The organism is Peribacillus sp. 05N428 (genome assembly GCF_056397085.1).
Genome location: NZ_JBFTMS010000009.1, coordinates 70,498 through 86,987 on the forward strand (window position 1 = coordinate 70,498; position 16,490 = coordinate 86,987).

Annotated in this window: 17 protein-coding genes; 13 read left to right on the plus strand and 4 right to left on the minus strand. The window is 40.6% G+C overall.

Annotation, left to right across the window (positions count from 1 at the left end):
• Positions 1 to 30 precede the first annotated feature (30 nt).
• Positions 31 to 1,152 carry a radical SAM/CxCxxxxC motif protein YfkAB gene (gene yfkAB, locus AC1DIV_RS11225; protein WP_373689780.1) on the minus strand — a complete coding sequence of 374 codons (1,122 nt, stop codon included), beginning with the start codon at positions 1,150 to 1,152 and terminating at the stop codon, positions 31 to 33.
• Positions 1,153 to 1,308: 156 nt separating this feature from the next.
• On the opposite strand from yfkAB, the gene AC1DIV_RS11230 reads away from it, so the two are divergent.
• A complete protein-coding gene (locus AC1DIV_RS11230) occupies positions 1,309 to 1,494 on the plus strand; it encodes an SE1561 family protein (protein WP_034305661.1) in 186 nt (61 codons plus the stop codon).
• 292 nt (positions 1,495 to 1,786) lie between these two features.
• Positions 1,787 to 3,355 carry a fumarate hydratase gene (locus tag AC1DIV_RS11235; protein WP_340874249.1) on the plus strand — a complete coding sequence of 523 codons (1,569 nt, stop codon included), beginning with the start codon at positions 1,787 to 1,789 and terminating at the stop codon, positions 3,353 to 3,355.
• Positions 3,356 to 3,404: 49 nt separating this feature from the next.
• On the opposite strand, the gene AC1DIV_RS11240 is transcribed toward AC1DIV_RS11235, so the two are convergent.
• Positions 3,405 to 3,542 (minus strand): hypothetical protein, encoded by a 138-nt coding sequence (locus AC1DIV_RS11240; RefSeq protein ID WP_164468808.1) that lies wholly within the window; start codon positions 3,540 to 3,542, stop codon positions 3,405 to 3,407.
• A gap of 111 nt (positions 3,543 to 3,653) precedes the next feature.
• Here AC1DIV_RS11240 and AC1DIV_RS11245 point away from each other — a divergent pair, with 111 nt between their 5' ends.
• From AC1DIV_RS11245 to AC1DIV_RS11265, 5 genes are all read left to right on the plus strand, one after another.
• Entirely contained in the window at positions 3,654 to 3,839 is a 186-nt protein-coding gene (locus tag AC1DIV_RS11245; RefSeq protein WP_289348749.1) for a hypothetical protein, read from the plus strand.
• A 147-nt stretch (positions 3,840 to 3,986) separates the two neighbouring features.
• Positions 3,987 to 4,772: a delta-lactam-biosynthetic de-N-acetylase gene (gene pdaA / locus AC1DIV_RS11250; protein WP_063596049.1), complete on the plus strand. Its 786-nt coding sequence runs from the start codon at positions 3,987 to 3,989 to the stop codon at positions 4,770 to 4,772.
• A gap of 122 nt (positions 4,773 to 4,894) precedes the next feature.
• Positions 4,895 to 5,779 (plus strand): DNA-3-methyladenine glycosylase family protein, encoded by an 885-nt coding sequence (locus AC1DIV_RS11255; protein WP_063595228.1) that lies wholly within the window; start codon positions 4,895 to 4,897, stop codon positions 5,777 to 5,779.
• Positions 5,776 to 7,161: a 23S rRNA (uracil(1939)-C(5))-methyltransferase RlmD gene (rlmD, locus tag AC1DIV_RS11260; RefSeq protein WP_048685151.1), complete on the plus strand. Its 1,386-nt coding sequence runs from the start codon at positions 5,776 to 5,778 to the stop codon at positions 7,159 to 7,161. The genes AC1DIV_RS11255 and rlmD overlap by 4 nt, the downstream gene beginning before the upstream one ends.
• 117 nt (positions 7,162 to 7,278) lie before the next feature.
• Positions 7,279 to 7,806 (plus strand): YehS family protein, encoded by a 528-nt coding sequence (locus tag AC1DIV_RS11265; RefSeq protein ID WP_048685154.1) that lies wholly within the window; start codon positions 7,279 to 7,281, stop codon positions 7,804 to 7,806.
• Between the two features lie 151 nt (positions 7,807 to 7,957).
• Here AC1DIV_RS11265 and AC1DIV_RS11270 read toward each other — a convergent pair whose 3' ends face one another.
• Complete coding sequence (locus tag AC1DIV_RS11270; RefSeq protein ID WP_340874250.1) at positions 7,958 to 8,857, minus strand: 3-hydroxyacyl-CoA dehydrogenase; 900 nt, start codon at positions 8,855 to 8,857, stop codon at positions 7,958 to 7,960.
• A 205-nt stretch (positions 8,858 to 9,062) separates the two neighbouring features.
• Here AC1DIV_RS11270 and AC1DIV_RS11275 point away from each other — a divergent pair, with 205 nt between their 5' ends.
• Positions 9,063 to 9,848: an SDR family oxidoreductase gene (locus AC1DIV_RS11275; RefSeq protein WP_063595226.1), complete on the plus strand. Its 786-nt coding sequence runs from the start codon at positions 9,063 to 9,065 to the stop codon at positions 9,846 to 9,848.
• Positions 9,849 to 10,374: 526 nt separating this feature from the next.
• Here the strand turns inward: AC1DIV_RS11275 and AC1DIV_RS11280 are convergent.
• Positions 10,375 to 10,506: a hypothetical protein gene (locus AC1DIV_RS11280; protein WP_258832873.1), complete on the minus strand. Its 132-nt coding sequence runs from the start codon at positions 10,504 to 10,506 to the stop codon at positions 10,375 to 10,377.
• Positions 10,507 to 10,880: 374 nt separating this feature from the next.
• On the opposite strand from AC1DIV_RS11280, the gene AC1DIV_RS11285 reads away from it, so the two are divergent.
• The 5 genes from AC1DIV_RS11285 (at position 10,881) to coaA (ending at position 16,267) form a co-directional block, all read left to right on the plus strand.
• Positions 10,881 to 12,071: a glycine C-acetyltransferase gene (locus tag AC1DIV_RS11285; RefSeq protein ID WP_340874254.1), complete on the plus strand. Its 1,191-nt coding sequence runs from the start codon at positions 10,881 to 10,883 to the stop codon at positions 12,069 to 12,071.
• A 45-nt stretch (positions 12,072 to 12,116) separates the two neighbouring features.
• Positions 12,117 to 13,076 (plus strand): L-threonine 3-dehydrogenase, encoded by a 960-nt coding sequence (locus AC1DIV_RS11290; RefSeq protein ID WP_053533708.1) that lies wholly within the window; start codon positions 12,117 to 12,119, stop codon positions 13,074 to 13,076.
• Between the two features lie 331 nt (positions 13,077 to 13,407).
• Positions 13,408 to 14,805, plus strand: coding sequence for an amino acid permease (locus AC1DIV_RS11295; protein ID WP_034305642.1), 1,398 nt, complete (start codon positions 13,408 to 13,410; stop codon positions 14,803 to 14,805).
• Positions 14,806 to 14,957: 152 nt separating this feature from the next.
• Positions 14,958 to 15,251 carry an RNA polymerase alpha subunit C-terminal domain-containing protein gene (locus tag AC1DIV_RS11300; RefSeq protein ID WP_048685166.1) on the plus strand — a complete coding sequence of 98 codons (294 nt, stop codon included), beginning with the start codon at positions 14,958 to 14,960 and terminating at the stop codon, positions 15,249 to 15,251.
• 95 nt (positions 15,252 to 15,346) lie between these two features.
• Positions 15,347 to 16,267: a type I pantothenate kinase gene (gene coaA / locus AC1DIV_RS11305; protein WP_063595223.1), complete on the plus strand. Its 921-nt coding sequence runs from the start codon at positions 15,347 to 15,349 to the stop codon at positions 16,265 to 16,267.
• Positions 16,268 to 16,490 lie beyond the last annotated feature (223 nt).

A 16,490-nucleotide genomic window follows, 5' to 3' on the forward strand; every position in this document is an offset into this window, starting at 1 on the left:
GAAAAACTCGCCGGATTGGCGAGTTTTTCTTCATATGGTTGACTTCCTGATCCTGAAGTCCTCTTTCGGGTAGTATGCATTTTTGACGAGTACATTCGGGCCTAGACATTTGACTGCCGGGCAGTGGCAATTCAATTCATTGGCCAGTTTCGAATTCATCCATGTTTCATAGGATTCGGTCAAGGGCTGATCTTTGATATTCCCTAAAGTAGGCGCGTCCCCAAAATCGGTAACGATCACTTCCCCGGTGAAAATATTGATGTTCAACCGTGATCGTCCATCAGGATCATTACGCACAGTCACTTTATGTGAACCATAAAGGCGTTGAAGCAGCTTAATATCCTCTATACTGTTATTGCAAGGATAAAATGGCAGGGTACCGAAAAGCATCCAAACATTTTCATCACGGATATCAAGCAAATGATGAATCGCTTCACGCATTTTGTCCAGTGGTAAAGTTTCAAGTGCCGAAGCGAAATCGCTTGGATACATCGGATGAATTTCATGCCTCTGACATCCCATTTCATCGACGATCTGCCTGTGAATATGCTCAAGATGAGGCAATGTCCGTTTATTAAGCATCGTTTCCGCAGATACCAGTACACCAGCCTTTGTCAGGGCACGGGAATTTTCGATCATTTTATCAAATAATTTCTTTCGCTGTTCCCGGGATGGTTTTCGGTCCATCATGGCAAAGCCGATATCAATGAATTCATCGATCGTTCCCCAATTATGGGAAATGTGGAGAACATCCAAATAAGGAATGATTTCCTCATACCGTTCCAAGTCAAGGGTCAAATTGGAATTGATTTGTGTCCGGACCCCGCGACTACGGGCATATTTCAATAGAGGCAAAACATAATTCTTCACTTGTTTTCTTGAAAGCATCGGTTCCCCGCCAGTAATGCTGAGCGAGCGAAGCAAAGGGATCTCATCAAGGCGCTGGATCAGTAATTCCAGAGGCAGTGCATCCGGGTCCTTGGGCTGGAGTGTGTAACCGACGGCACAATGCTCACATCGCATATTGCAAAGGGTGGTGGTGGTGAACTCCACATTGGTAAGGCTGAGTTTTCCATATTGTTCAACGTCCATATATGCTTCCCAAGGATCATACTTGGGTGTAATTGGTGTTAAAAGGTCTTGCTTGATTATTGACATATTTAAAACTCCTTACGTAATAATGCACTAACCCATTATGAACAATGGGGACAAAAATTGTCAAATGGCGGAGAGCTGCATTTATAGCTTGCCATTGCACTTTCAAGCAGATTTCGTTACGATGAAAGAAGAACGGAAGGAGAGTGCCTCATGGGAAAATCCATTACAGGTAAAAACGAACAATTAACATATTTAAAAGAACGCCTCACGATGTTCATGGAAGTTCTTGATCATATCGAACCGGAAAATACGGAGTTGGAAGATATAGACCGTTTAATCGGCATGATAGATGATTTGGAAGGCAAAGTGGAACAATTCAAAACCCGCGAAGACTAATATCTGTTTCGATAGTATGATTTTTTCAATGTTAATATTCATGAAGGGATGACGAGAAACTTCGTCATCCTTTTTTGATGGAAATGTTTGGTGATGGAATTTAACACATGGGCTATTTCTGGCGCTTTACTCATTTCTCTCCAAATTGCTGTTCATTAAGAAAAATAATTACTTGTTTTCGAAAGATTATGTTAGATGTATAATAAAACGGGTGTTGAATCATTCACTATTTATAGAGAAGCAGGGAAATGATTAAATCTAATCTAGGGGAAATAAGAGGGGGAAGAGAAATTTGGATATTCAAAAATTCCAAGAAAGTATGTACAGTCTTATCGTTGAAACTTCAACGAATCTTCCAAAGGATGTTCGTCGTGCGGTCAAAAGTGCAAAACAACGTGAAAATGCAGGTACTCGTTCTGCATTGAGCCTGACCACCATCACGAATAATATTACAATGGCTGACGACAATGTATCACCGATTTGTCAGGATACTGGTCTGCCGACTTTCAAAATAAAAACTCCGGTTGGCGTGAACCAACTTGAAATAAAAAAAGCAATTCGAAATGCAATCATTTTAGCGACAAAAGGCGGAAAACTTCGTCCAAACGCAGTTGATTCTTTATCGGGTGAAAATAGCGGGGATAACCTTGGGGAAGGTCTTCCTGTCATTAAATTCGATCAGTGGGAAAAAGACTATATTGATGTTCGTCTCATCTTAAAAGGTGGCGGCTGTGAAAATAAGAACATCCAATACAGTCTGCCTATGGAACTTGAAGGATTGGGAAAAGCGGGCCGTGATTTGGACGGAATCCGTAAATGTATCCTTCACTCTGTCTACCAAGCACAAGGACAAGGCTGCAGTGCCGGCTTCATCGGCGTGGGTATCGGAGGGGACCGTTCATCTGGATATGATCTGGCTAAGGCTCAACTTTTCCGCAGTAATGAAGATGTGAATCCGAATGAAGATCTTCGTCAACTTGAAGATCACATCATGAAGACTGCTAATGAATTGGGCATCGGCACGATGGGCTTTGGCGGCGAAACTACACTGCTTGGATGTAAAATCGGTGTCATGCACCGTATTCCGGCAAGCTTTTTCGTATCCGTTGCTTACAACTGCTGGGCGTTCCGCCGTTTAGGAGTGAAAGTCAATCCTGAAACAGGCGAAATCAATGAGTGGTTGTATCAAGAAGGCGAGAAAATCGACTTTGCTCTGGAAGCAGAAAAAGCAGCGAAGGATGAAGTGGCAGCCGCTGCAGAATCGGACGTTGAAGCTTCCCGTGAAATCACCCTGCAAGCACCAATCACGGAAGAACAAATTCGTGAATTAAAAGTGGGTGACGTAGTTCATATTAACGGCAGAATGTATACAGGCCGTGACGCCATCCACAAGCACTTATCTGAAAATCCTGCACCAATCGACCTGGATGGACAAATCATCTATCACTGTGGACCAGTTATGCTGAAGGATGAAGAGGGCAAATGGCATGTGAAGGCCGCCGGACCAACAACAAGTATTCGTGAAGAACCATACCAAGGCGATATCATGAAGCGATTCGGCATCCGTGCAGTTATCGGTAAAGGCGGAATGGGACCAAAAACACTAGAAGCATTAAGTGAACACGGCGGCGTTTATCTAAATGCAATCGGCGGGGCTGCTCAATATTATGCAGACTGCATCAAATCCGTCGAAGGTGTGAACTTCACTGAATTTGGTATTCCAGAAGCAATGTGGCATCTGAATGTTGAAGGATTCACTGCAGTAGTTACCATGGATTCACATGGAAACAGCCTGCATAAAGACGTTCAGCAATCTTCATTGGAAAAATTGGCACAATTCAAAGAACCGGTATTTAAATAAATGTTTGGCAAAAGACGCTCACCAAAAGGTTGAGCGTCTTTTGCATATCTTACTCTTTGATTTCCGGCAGTGGATCGATCCTTGATGAATCCTCCAAATTCAATCCGCTTTTCACAAAATGAACAAACACTCCACCACTTAAACCAAGACAGCCAACAAAGCCTAGAGTGATAACCCATTCCAGCATTACATTCCCCCCTTGGTACATGTATATGAAAAAAAAGGCGAAAATTACCTCAGAAAAGTACAATCTTTTGGAATGGTCGCACATACATTAGAAGAGAAAGGAGGGATTTTCATGCAGAATAACTACATCTTATTCTTTTTCGCCATGTTAACTGGTTTTGCTTTCATCCAACTTCCTGTGGCAAACACGATTTTCTCCGGTCTTGAAACATTCCTTGACGTAGTCGGAATTGTAATCGTTCTCATTTTCGCTATCGCCATTATTTGGAAGGCGGCACAAGCGTTATTTAAGGGATAAAAAAAACATGTGGGCCTATCCTTTTCGGAGGAAGGGCCTTTTTTTTGCGTGGGATTGGTTTTGCGGAAGGAATTCGACCTTCACAATATCATGCATATAAATCTCCATGTTCGAAACAATAAGAAAAAAGACATGGGGGATATTCCAATGAAAAAAATGGTGATTTTATCCGCTTTTATATGCTTGATATGCTCTTTGGCCAGTCCAGCTTTTGCAGAATCCTATAACTGGGGCTTCAATAAAGGAAAAAATGGGACACCTGCCGATGCCGGAAAAAAATTCAATGAAATGCTGCCTGAATATGAAGCGATTTATAAGGGGGATACAAAGAAAAAAGTCGTTTATTTAACCTTTGATAACGGTTATGAAAATGGCTATACGGCCCAGATTTTAGATGTTCTGAAGAAACATGGTGCTCCTGGAGCTTTTTTTGTCACGGGTCATTACTTAAAAACGGCACCTGAGCTTGTTGTCCGTATGGCCAATGAGGGGCATATCGTAGGAAACCATTCATGGAACCATCCGGATATGACCAGCGTGACGGACGATGTGATTCGCACCGAGCTTGAGCGGGTAAAAGAAGCAACGGAAAAATTAACGGGGCAAAAGGGAATGAACTATTTAAGGCCGCCTCGTGGCGTATTTAATGAGAGAACAATGAGGATCGCAAAAAAAGAAGGGTATTACCACATCTTTTGGTCACTGGCATATAGGGACTGGATTGTAGATCAACAAAAGGGTGCCGCTTTTGCACATGATGAAGTGCTTAAGCAGATTCATCCCGGCGCGATTTTATTATTGCATACCGTATCGAAGGATAATGCGGAAGCATTGGACTCGATTCTGACGGATCTTGAAAAACAGGGGTACACTTTTGGTAGCCTTGATGAATTAATGATTGAGAAACAGTTGCCGAACCGAATGCTTTATTAAAATGAGAAGCGGGTCCTGTCGTGATATTTCAGGTCCCGCTTTTATCCATTCTTCTCAATTTAAAGTAATATTTCAGGAAACATGCTATAATACGTGGAAAACTGCTAAAGGATGGATCGCTTGTGTGGACAGAAAAATTACAGGTTCAAGGACCCTATAATTTCGATCTTGTTCTCGAACGATTATCGTTAGACCCACTTCAGGTAGTTGATTTTACTAACAGGACGGTAAAAGTTCCGCTATATATAGAAAAAGAACCAATCGTTTTGCAGGTTCAGGCAATAGGAAATATCGATGAACCATCTTTTATCATCAAAGGTCAATCAGAGGTGTACAAGTCAAAAGCAATCGAACGGTTAAAAAAGGTTTTTCATTGGCATCAGCCATTAGAAGGCGTTTCCCGGCACTTCCGGGAATCCGATTTGCGGGAAATATTCGAAGAGCACCGCGGTACTGCCATAGTCTTGGACTTCGATTACTACAGTTGCCTCGTCAAATGCATCATACATCAGCAATTGAACTTATCTTTTGCCCATACGCTCACGGAACGATTCGTTAAAACTTTCGGCTTCCAGATGGAAGGCGCCTGGTTTTATCCGACACCGGAAACAACCGCCCAACTTCAAATCGAGCAATTAAGAGCCATTCAATTCAGTGGCCGGAAAGCGGAATACGTCATCGGACTTTCCGAGCAGATCATTCAGGGCCATCTCAACCTTGATATAATGGAAAAGCTATCCGATCAAGAGGTTATGGATACACTAATAAAAATACGCGGTATCGGTAGATGGACGGCTGAAAACTTCCTGCTTTTTGGACTTGGCCGGCCGAACCTATTTCCTAAAGCCGACATTGGCATTCAAAATGCCTTGAAAATATTATATGGCTTACCGCAAAAGCCAACCCAAGAAGAAATGGAGTCCTATAGTGTAAAATGGGCTCCATATCTAAGCTACGCTTCCCTCTATTTGTGGAGAAGCATTGAAAAACGGAGTGAAAAGAAATGACAAACATTCAAGATACAAAACTAGAAGTGAATCAAACCCTTCCCCTTACGATTAAACGGCTGGGGATTAACGGAGAGGGAGTCGGCTATTTCAAAAAGAAAGTCGTCTTCGTCCCAGGAGCATTACCTGGTGAAGAAATTGTAGCTTTGGTTACAAAGGTTCAGCCAAACTTCACCGAGGCGAAAATAAAAACCATCCGTAAAGAATCACCGCATCGCATTGCAGCGCCATGTCCGGTTTACGCAGAATGCGGCGGTTGTCAGTTGCAGCATTTGAGCTATGACCAGCAGCTTATTGAAAAACGAGATATCGTCATTCAAGCGATGGAACGTCATTCGAAATTCCCAGTTTCTTCATTAAATATAAAAGAAACGATCGGCATGGAAGATCCTTGGAATTATCGCAATAAAAGTCAGTACCAAGTCGGCCAAAAAGATGGCAAGTTGATTGCTGGCCTTTACGGCATGAATTCCCATACACTGATCGATATCCCGAATTGCCTTGTACAGCATAAGGCAACGAATAAGGTGACACGTACAGTGAAAAAGATACTAAAGAACCTGAACATCTCGATCTATAACGAAAGAAAAAGAAAAGGTGTTATCCGTACGGTCATTACACGGGTAGGATTTGAAACAGGTGAAGTGCAGGTTGTCCTTGTTACGGGAGCGGAGGAAATTCCACAAAAAGATCAGTTGCTAAAACAAATTCGTGACCAATTGCCAGAAGTGAAATCGGTCGTACAAAACATCAACAACCGGGACACATCACTGATCTTTGGCGAAAAAACGATTCACCTGGCAGGCGAAAAAGTCATCAACGAAACATTGGGTGACCTATCATACGAACTATCAGCCCGTACATTCTTCCAGCTTAACCCGGTTCAAACTGTTCGCTTATATGATGAAGTGAAAAAAGCAGCAGCCTTAACCGGCACGGAAAAAGTGGTTGACGCTTATTGCGGTGTTGGAACCATTGGGCTATGGCTATCTGAAAATGCCAAGGAAGTCAGAGGGATGGACGTCATCAAAGAATCCATTGAGGACGCCAAGAAAAATGCCAAAAAACATAAACGCAACAATGTATACTATGAAACAGGCAAAGCCGAGAATATCCTTCCACGCTGGACCAAAGAAGGCTGGAAACCGGACGTACTGGTCGTCGACCCGCCAAGATCCGGCTGTGACCAATCTTTACTGCAGACAATCTTGAAAGTTAAACCGAAAACCATAGTGTACGTATCATGCAACCCGTCCACATTGGCGAAGGACTTACAAGAACTGGGCTCTTCATATCGCGTGGAGGCCATGCAGCCCGTGGACATGTTCCCGCAGACGAGCCATGTGGAAGTGGTAACCTCATTGAAGCTGATTAAAGAATAAGCAGAGTGATCCGGGAATCTGTAAAAGGTTCTCGGATTTTAATCTGCGTTTATTTCCAACCATTTGTGAAATAATGAAAGTACTGTGAAAATCGAGAAATACATAGGAGGGTTTTGGATGCATAATCATGATATATTAATTCGATTAAGATATGCGCTGGATATTAAAAATAAAGATATGGTTGAGATATTTAAACTCGGGGAGATCGAAGTGACAATGGAAGAAGTCATGCAGATGCTCACAAAACCAAAAGATGATTATTATGATGAATATGAAGAATATGATGATATGGATGAAGCTGATGATGGGGTAAACTGCAATAACATGATGTTAGAGTCCTTTTTAAATGGATTGATCATTTTTAAAAGAGGGAGACAAGAGCCAAAACCTGGTCAGCCTCAAAGTCCGGCACCGGCTGTAAAGCATAAGGAAAGTGTGAATAATATCCTTCTGAAGAAACTGAAAATAGCATTATCATTAACCAGTGAGGATATGATTGATATTTTGGAAGAAGCAGGAGTCATGATAACCAAAGGGGAATTAAGCGCTATATTAAGAAAAGTGGGTCATAGGAATTATAAAGAGTGTGGAGATCGATACGCCAGGAATTTCTTAAAAGGATTAACTTTGAGATATAGGGGATAATACTGTAACATGCCCATTATGAATAAGACCATGAAATCGTGAAAAATACTTTTCACGATTTCATGGTCTTTTTTTAATGATGTTATTGAAGGGATATAAAGTGCGAAATAGTAAAGAAACACAAGGGATCCTCAAGGCACCTTCTCAATCATTAGCCTCTTAAAAAGTCTGGTTTTGCGAAATTGGGGTTGGGATATTTATAGAAGCCTTCTCCTGCTTCTCTTCCGATTTTCCCTTTATCGATATACTCTGTTTTCAATAAGTTAGCCAGCTTTTCAACTTCTGGATCACCTGTCGCTTTCGCTTTTGCAAGTGAAATATTATAAGCGGTATTGATTCCTACCACATCTAAAATGGCGAAAGGTCCAAGAGGTGCTCCTGTTGCGACCATCCACGTTTTATCGATGGTTTCCGTATCAGCCACTCCTTTTAATAAAAGCATTTGGGCAGCATCCAAAAGAGGAACCAATAAGGAATTCAATATATAGCCTGGCTGCTCTTTTTGTAAAGGCAGAGGAACCATTCCAATCGCTTTTGCAAATTCAATCACTTCCTCGAACACTTCATTATCCGTTCCAGGATGTTTCATGATTTCTGCGGTATTGTTTTTCCAGATTTCATTAGCGAAGTGTAAAGCCAGGAATTTTTTAGGACGGCCTGTCGCTTCGGCAAATTGGCTTGGTAATAATGTAGAAGAGTTTGTAGCGAAAATTGTTTTTTCAGGAGCGACTTTTCCTAACTCTGTGTAAAAATCCGTTTTGATTTGAACCACTTCCGGAATCGCTTCAATCACAAGGTCAGCTTTGGCAACTGCCGCAGATAAATCACTGTGGAAAGATATACGGGCATATGCAGTATTAAGATCTTCCTCTGTAGCGCCTATGTCTTCTTTATAGTATGTCTTCAAATTAATGATCCTATCTTTTGCACGTTCTAATGCTTCATCATGGATGTCATATACTGACACGTTGAACCCTTTGAATGCGGTTTGAAATGCGATCTGACTTCCTAAAACGCCGCTGCCGGCAATCGTGATATTTTTATCATGCATGGCCATTTCTCCTTTATTTCTCTGAATATCTCTTCTTGTTAATTATGCACTTAACTTGAATATAGATGCAGGAATAAACTTGATATAGTTTTTTTCCCTTTTAAAAAACGGATAAACACTCCTATAGGCAGACCATTTTAAATGGTTTATACCATTCGTTTATGGGAAGAAGAGACATAGAGAAGCTTGATAGGAGGAATGTAAGATGGGCAAAACAATTTTCATTACTGGAGCGGGCAGCGGGCTTGGAAGAGGAGCTGCACTCGGGTTAGCAAAGCAGGGACACCGTGTAATTGCCACAACGGAAATCACTTCCCAGAAAACGGATCTTATGAGGGAGGCGCGGGAACGGGGCTTGGATATGGAAGTCTTCAAATTGGATATTACAAATGAACGTGATCGAGCAAGAATTGATAATCATGACTTTGATGTATTTGTTGCAAATGCGGCGATCAATGAAGGAGGACCGCTCGGAGAAATGCCGATGGACCGATTCAGGGCGATCTTCGAAGTGAATGTTTTTGCTACACTAGAATCCGTTCAGTTTGCTGCAAGAAAGCTGGTCAAAAAAGGAAAAGGGAAAATCGTGTTCTTAAGTTCAATGGCTGGGATCATAACGACACCATACGGCGGTCCGTATGCAGCAACCAAACATGCCATCGAGGGAATGGCATTAACCTTAAAGGATGAGCTGGAGGAGTTTGGGGTGCAGGTTGCGACCATCAATCCGGGTGCCTACAATACCGGTTTTAACGACAGGGCAGCTGAGGAAAAATGGAAATGGTACGATGGAGAAAAGAATTTTACAAGAGCAGAGGATATGAAAAAGCAAGAAAAGGGATTAAAAAACCAATTCGATCCGGAAGATATGATAGAAAAGATGATCGAAATCATCCCGGCTGACCACCATAAATTCCGTACTGTCCATCCCGAGAAAACGGAAAAACTGATGAAAGAGACCGAAAAGAAACGGTGGGACATGGAAATCTGATTTATGGAGCACTACTGTCATAGGTTAGTGCAGTAGAGGAGTAATTTTGTTAGTTGTGCATGGATTGTGGATAAGGAAGAGAAATAGGGAAAATCCTTATTCTCTAGCCCCTTTATCCCATTCTTTTGCATGACTTTTTTGTTTTTTGTACATGAGATTTAATGCAATATCCGAGCTGATCAGCAGCTCATTTTTTAATGTTGTAATGGACTTAAGCGTCCATTAGTACAATGTAAAACAGACGAAAAAGAGGATAATTAATCCCCTTGCTGACTATGGACAAATTGGAAGAACTCGGGTTTGACTGCAGTTTTTATCTTTAAAAAACAATCCAATTGGTTGGAGCGGGTGTTCGGGACTCCTGCTTAAAAAAGCATGTCCAAGGGAGACCCCTCAGGCGCTAAGACTGCTCGAGGAAAGCGATTGCCTGGAGAGGAAAATAAGCCCCAAAAACAATTCATGATTAGGAATGAACCATTCTGAACTTCCTTTTGTCAACAAACTGAAAGAGGATATTCCCCTTGGTTTACTTGTCTTCATTTGTTTGTTCATCAGGTTTTTGGACGATTTCTTTTAATTCCCCAATGTCACCTTTTGCATTGATAATCTCAAAAATCTCATTTAGGCCTTCTGAGGTTTTTTCATCTTCCGTTTTCACTATACCCCTCCTTAATTAGGTTACTGGTTAAGGTCTCCAAAAAACCAGTAGATATAACATCGGTTGCCTTGGAAAATTGATGAAATTCTCTTCGTATTTTCATTGATTTAAACGCATTTTAGGCGGATGTTGATTGTAAGAACTACAAAAATTCAAATTTTTTTGTCCGCACAATATGGACAACATTAAAATTATCCATTATTATGATTGTTATAACACTTAGTATAAAGGGATTTACACTAATTCTGTGTGTGTTTATGGAGAAGACACGTGTATTTTTGGAAAAAAGGGAAAAAATACAATATTTTTAAAATAGGTGTAAAACATATAAAAATCCTGCATGTATTCCAACCATCAATGAGGGGGTATATTAAATGTCAAGTGAAATATTAAATGAATTTTTGAAAGAAAATTTGGAAGATTTAAAAGAAAAGGGACTTTACAACGTTATTGATCCAGTGGAAGGTGCTAATGGTCCGGTTATCACGATTGCGGGCAGGGAGCTAATTAATTTATCATCCAATAATTATTTAGGTTTAGCAACAGATAGACGATTAATAGAGGCTTGCATAGAAGCGACGAAAACATATGGTGTCGGTGCAGGTGCCGTTCGTACGATCAACGGAACGTTAGATATTCATGTCAAATTAGAAGAAAAGCTCGCCGAGTTTAAGCATACAGAAGCAGCCATTGCTTATCAATCTGGATTTAACTGTAATATGGCAGCGATTTCAGGAGTGATGGATAAACACGATGCCATTCTTTCAGATGAACTGAATCATGCTTCAATCATTGATGGATGCCGACTATCCAAGGCGAAAATCATTCCCTTTATCCATTCCGACATGGACGATTTACGGACAAAAGCACATCAAGCAAAGGAATCCGGATTGTATAACAAGATCATGATCATTACCGACGGAGTGTTCTCGATGGATGGGGATATAGCCAAACTTCCTGAAATTGTGAAGATTGCCGAAGAGTTCGACTTAATTACGTATGTTGATGATGCGCATGGTTCGGGTGTATTAGGTAATGGTGCAGGAACGGTTAAACATTTTGGGTTATCGGATAAAGTGGATTTCCAAATTGGAACATTATCCAAAGCCATTGGTGTTGTTGGGGGCTATGTAGCAGGAAAGAAAGATTTGATTGATTGGTTAAAGGTGAGAAGCCGTCCATTTTTATTTTCAACGGCTGCCACACCGGGAGCAGTTGCAGCTAGCATAGAAGCCATCAATATTTTGATGAATAGCTCAGAACTTCAAAATAAGCTTTGGGAAAATAGCGATTACTTGAAAAAAGGCCTAAAAGAATTAGGGTTTGATATCGGGGAGAGCGAAACACCGATTACGCCTTGCATTATAGGTGATGAAGCAAAAACGCAGCAATTCAGCAAGAGGCTGAATGAAGAAGGTGTGTATGCTAAATCCATCGTATTCCCTACCGTTCCAAAAGGTACAGGAAGAGTGAGGAATATGCCTACTGCGGCTCATACAAAAGAGATGTTGGATAGCGCATTGGCCATTTATGAAAAAGTAGGAAAAGAGATGTCGATCATATAAGTAGATTGCTTGTTTCAGAGTTTAAAACATGGGGAGGGATTTTTGATGAAAAAGGTCTTGGTAACGGGAGCTTTAGGTCAAATTGGTTCAGAACTGACGCTAAAAATGAGAGAGGTTTATGGAGCTGACAATATCATTGCGACAGATATCCGAAAAACGGACAGCGATGTTGCTCAATCAGGTCCATTTGAAGTTTTGGATGTTACGGATGAAAAAGCGATGTTTAACATGGCAAAAAAACATGAAGTGGATACGATTATACATTTGGCCGCTTTATTGTCGGCAACAGCTGAAAAGAAGCCGCTTTTAGCTTGGCATTTAAACATGGGCGGATTGGTCAATGCTTTGGAAACGGCACGAGAACTCGATTGCCAATTATTCACACCTAGTTCCATTGGTGCGTTTGGTCCAACCACTCCTAAAGATTGGACACCGCAAGACATCATTCAAAGGCCGAATACGATGTACGGCGTGAATAAAGTATCCGGAGAGTTATTATGTGATTATTATCATCATAAATTTGGGGTTGATACGAGGGGGCTTCGATTCCCGGGACTGATTTCGTATGTCACACCTCCTGGCGGCGGAACTACCGACTATGCAGTTGAAATTTACTATGAAGCGATTAAAAACAAGCGATATACTTCTTACATTGATAAGGGAACGTATATGGACATGATGTATATGCCGGACGCCTTAGCTGCCATCATTGCTTTAATGGAGGCAGATGCTTCAAAATTGAAACATCGGAATTCTTTCAATGTTTCTGCCATGAGCTTTGATCCGGAGCAAATTGCAGCCGAAATTAAAAAGCATATACCGGAATTTGTCATGAATTATGAAGTCGATCCTGTAAGACAATCCATTGCAGACAGTTGGCCAAATACAATCGATTCAACATGTGCAAAGGAAGAGTGGGGATTCAAGGCGGAATATGATTTGGAGAAAATGACCAATGATATGTTGTTAAAGCTGAGATTAAAGTCCCTTTTGGTAACAGCGTAATAAACCTGCCAGCCGAATAAAAGAGTTGCAAAACTCTTTTATTCGAGTTATTTTATACAGGGGAATTTTTACGTATGAGGGGTGAACTGTTATAACCGGTAAAAAGTAAGCGCTTTCTATGGCACCTCGGACAGAATAGAGAAATAACATGAAAATGGATAGTAATCTTTCTGACTGTCAGGAATGCTTAAAAGTGAAGAGTGATTTTATGAGGCGGCTTTAAGAAAGATGAAATAAAGTGGTGCCTGCTATATCATTTCTATACTAAATAGGGAGTGTAATAAGCATCTTGCATAAAATTTCGACTATTAGTAGTGTAGGGGGAAATGGAATGGCAAACAAAGATTTGAATAGGGACTTGAAAGGTCGTCATATTCAGATGATCGCTTTGGGCGGAACGATTGGTGTCGGTTTATTTATGGGTTCAGCCAGCACGATTCAATGGACAGGTCCGTCTGTAATGTTAGCTTATGCGATCTCTGGTTTATTTATATTCTTGATCATGCGCGCAATGGGGGAAATGTTGTACTTAGAGCCAAGTACAGGTTCTTTTGCAACGTTTGGTTATAAGTACATTCATCCATTGGCAGGGTATATGACAGCTTGGAGTAACTGGTTCCAGTGGGTTATCGTCGGGATGGCAGAAATTATTGCAGTGGGGACGTACATGCAGTATTGGTACCCTGATCTCCCTGCTTGGATTCCAGGTTTAATTGCAATGGTGATTCTTGGAGCAGCGAACTTAATTTCCGTTAAATCCTTTGGGGAAATTGAATTTTGGTTTGCACTGATTAAAATCGTAACGATTATTTTAATGATCGTTGCAGGTTTTGGACTGATTTTCTTTGGAATCGGTAACGGAGGGGAAGCCTTAGGGTTATCGAATCTTTGGGAACATGGCGGTTTATTTACAGGCGGCTGGAAGGGCTTCTTCTTTGCTCTCTCACTGGTGGTTGCCGCTTATCAAGGTGTAGAATTAATTGGGATTACGGCTGGTGAAGCAAAAGATCCGCAAAAAACGATAACCAAAGCGATTCAAAGTACCATTTGGCGTATTTTAATCTTCTATATCGGTGCGATCTTCATTATTGTAACCGTTTACCCTTGGGATCAATTAAGTTCGATTGGCAGTCCATTTGTTGCCACCTTTGCGAAGGTTGGTATCACGGCAGCAGCTGGAATCATTAATTTTGTCGTAATCACGGCTGCAATGTCTGGCTGCAATAGTGGTATTTACAGTGCAGGACGCATGCTTTACACATTAGGGATGAATGGACAAGCTCCAAAGTTCTTTGCAAAAGTATCTAATAGCGGTGTCCCTTTATTCGGTACGTTCGGAGTGATCGTCGGTTTAGCGATTGGAGTTGTTTTAAGTTATATTGCACCAGAAAATTTATTTGTGCATGTATACAGTGCGAGTGTACTTCCTGGAATGATTCCATGGTTTGTCATTCTGATCAGTCAAATTAAATTCAGGAAGGTCAAAAAAGCTGAAATGCACAATCATCCATTCAAGATGCCGTTTGCACCTGTTACAAACTACTTGACCATAGCTTTCTTGATCATGGTATTGATCGGTATGTGGTTTAATGATGACACACGTATATCTCTTATGGTTGGAATAGGTTTTCTGGCTATCGTAGCAATTAGTTATTTCGCTTTTGGAATAGACAAGCGTGTACAAGCCAATGCTCAGACAGAGGCTAAGAAGGAGGACAAAGTGGGTTAATCCATCATTCACTTTGGGTTTTGCAAAGGGTTGCTGCGGCAACCCTTTTCCAATGAAATTAATGATAAAATGGATTAAAATGATTGCTTCATTGTAAAGGGTGAACTTTTTATGTTTGGACTTAAAAGCCAGAAGATAAGGAGAAATTGACAATGACCACTTCAAAGAAGAATTTGAGGACTTGCGAAAAGGGACACAAATACTATAAATCCAGCGACTGTCCAACCTGCCCTGTATGTGAGCAGGAACGAAAACCTGATACAGGATTCCTTTCAGTGCTCTCGGCACCTGCCAGACGTGCATTGGAAAGCAATGGGGTAACCTCTTTACAACAGCTATCAACATATAGTGAAAAAGAAATTTTGAAATTCCACGGTATGGGACCAGCTTCTTTACCGAAACTTAGGGAAGCTTTGGAGACAGGCGGGTTATCATTCAAAGCTTAATCAATTTAGTGAATAAGGGATCAGGAACATCTTTTTTATGGACATCATCCTTGTTAAACTAATAGTAACTCTAAAAAGTGAGGTAACGAAAAATCATGAGTTCCTATACTCCCTATTTTGAATTCAATCGAAAAAAGTGGGCATCTTTGCGAAACCATACCCCTCTTCCTTTAACTGAAGAAGAATTGGATAACTTAAAAGGAATAAATGAAGAAATATCCATTCAGGAAGTGGAAGAGGTTTATTTGCCCTTGACTCGTTTGATCAATTTACATGTTGAGGCATCTCAGCAGCTTAACACAGCCACTTCTTCATTTCTAAAAACTGATGCTAAAAAAGTACCTTATATCATTGGGATTGCAGGGAGTGTTGCTGTAGGAAAGAGTACGACTGCAAGGTTACTTCAGACTTTATTATCCAGATGGGATAATCACAGAAACGTAGGTCTTGTCACTACCGACGGTTTTTTGTACCCAAATGATCTTTTAGAAGAAAAAGGATTGATGAAAAGAAAAGGGTTTCCTGAAAGTTATGATACCCAAAAGTTAATCAATCTTATCGGAGATGTAAAAGCGGGAAAAAATAAAGTGGAAGTTCCAATCTACTCACATTTGAAGTATGACATTTTGCCAAATGAAGTGCAGACGATCTGTAATCCGGATATTTTAATAGTGGAAGGTGTTAATGTTCTTCAAGTTGACAAGGAAAATCAAGTATTCGTCAGTGACTTTTTTGATTTCTCACTCTATGTAGATGCAGATGTTAACGACATAGAGCGGTGGTATGTCGAAAGGTTCCTTTTACTTCAAAAGACTGCATTTCAAAGTCCCGAATCCTATTTCCATCGTTATATTGACTTTTCTAAAGAACAGGCCATAAAAAAAGCGACTCAAATTTGGGAAGAAATTAATTTAAAAAATTTACATGAAAATATACTGCCGACAAAAGGACGGGCAAAACTCGTCTTGAAAAAAGGGTCAGAACACAAAGTTGAAAATATCTTCTTGCGAAAATAATAGAAATAATGTTTTTTTGTAATAGCAATAAGTTAAGAAATTATACCAATGAGGGACTATGAGATAAGTCTTAAAATTAAGAATATTATCAGTGACATTACCTTATATTGGTTTAGCTTTCAGTAATTATTGGTATTGTTATAATATCTAATAATTGGATGGAATTTATGATACTAGTTAAAAAGTTAAGAGTTTAGCAATTTCAGGAAGGCCCTTGTTTTTT

Coding starts and splice junctions, on each gene's coding strand:
- AC1DIV_RS11300 (WP_048685166.1), top strand. CDS start 14,958: ATGACCACTTCAAAGAAGAATTTGAGGACTTGCGAAAAGGGACACAAA.
- AC1DIV_RS11275 (WP_063595226.1), top strand. CDS start 9,063: ATGGGCAAAACAATTTTCATTACTGGAGCGGGCAGCGGGCTTGGAAGA.
- AC1DIV_RS11240 (WP_164468808.1), bottom strand. CDS start 3,542: ATGCTGGAATGGGTTATCACTCTAGGCTTTGTTGGCTGTCTTGGTTTA.
- AC1DIV_RS11285 (WP_340874254.1), top strand. CDS start 10,881: ATGTCAAGTGAAATATTAAATGAATTTTTGAAAGAAAATTTGGAAGAT.
- AC1DIV_RS11245 (WP_289348749.1), top strand. CDS start 3,654: ATGCAGAATAACTACATCTTATTCTTTTTCGCCATGTTAACTGGTTTT.
- AC1DIV_RS11270 (WP_340874250.1), bottom strand. CDS start 8,857: ATGCATGATAAAAATATCACGATTGCCGGCAGCGGCGTTTTAGGAAGT.
- rlmD (WP_048685151.1), top strand. CDS start 5,776: ATGACAAACATTCAAGATACAAAACTAGAAGTGAATCAAACCCTTCCC.
- AC1DIV_RS11290 (WP_053533708.1), top strand. CDS start 12,117: ATGAAAAAGGTCTTGGTAACGGGAGCTTTAGGTCAAATTGGTTCAGAA.
- AC1DIV_RS11265 (WP_048685154.1), top strand. CDS start 7,279: ATGCATAATCATGATATATTAATTCGATTAAGATATGCGCTGGATATT.
- AC1DIV_RS11230 (WP_034305661.1), top strand. CDS start 1,309: ATGGGAAAATCCATTACAGGTAAAAACGAACAATTAACATATTTAAAA.
- coaA (WP_063595223.1), top strand. CDS start 15,347: ATGAGTTCCTATACTCCCTATTTTGAATTCAATCGAAAAAAGTGGGCA.
- pdaA (WP_063596049.1), top strand. CDS start 3,987: ATGAAAAAAATGGTGATTTTATCCGCTTTTATATGCTTGATATGCTCT.
- AC1DIV_RS11295 (WP_034305642.1), top strand. CDS start 13,408: ATGGCAAACAAAGATTTGAATAGGGACTTGAAAGGTCGTCATATTCAG.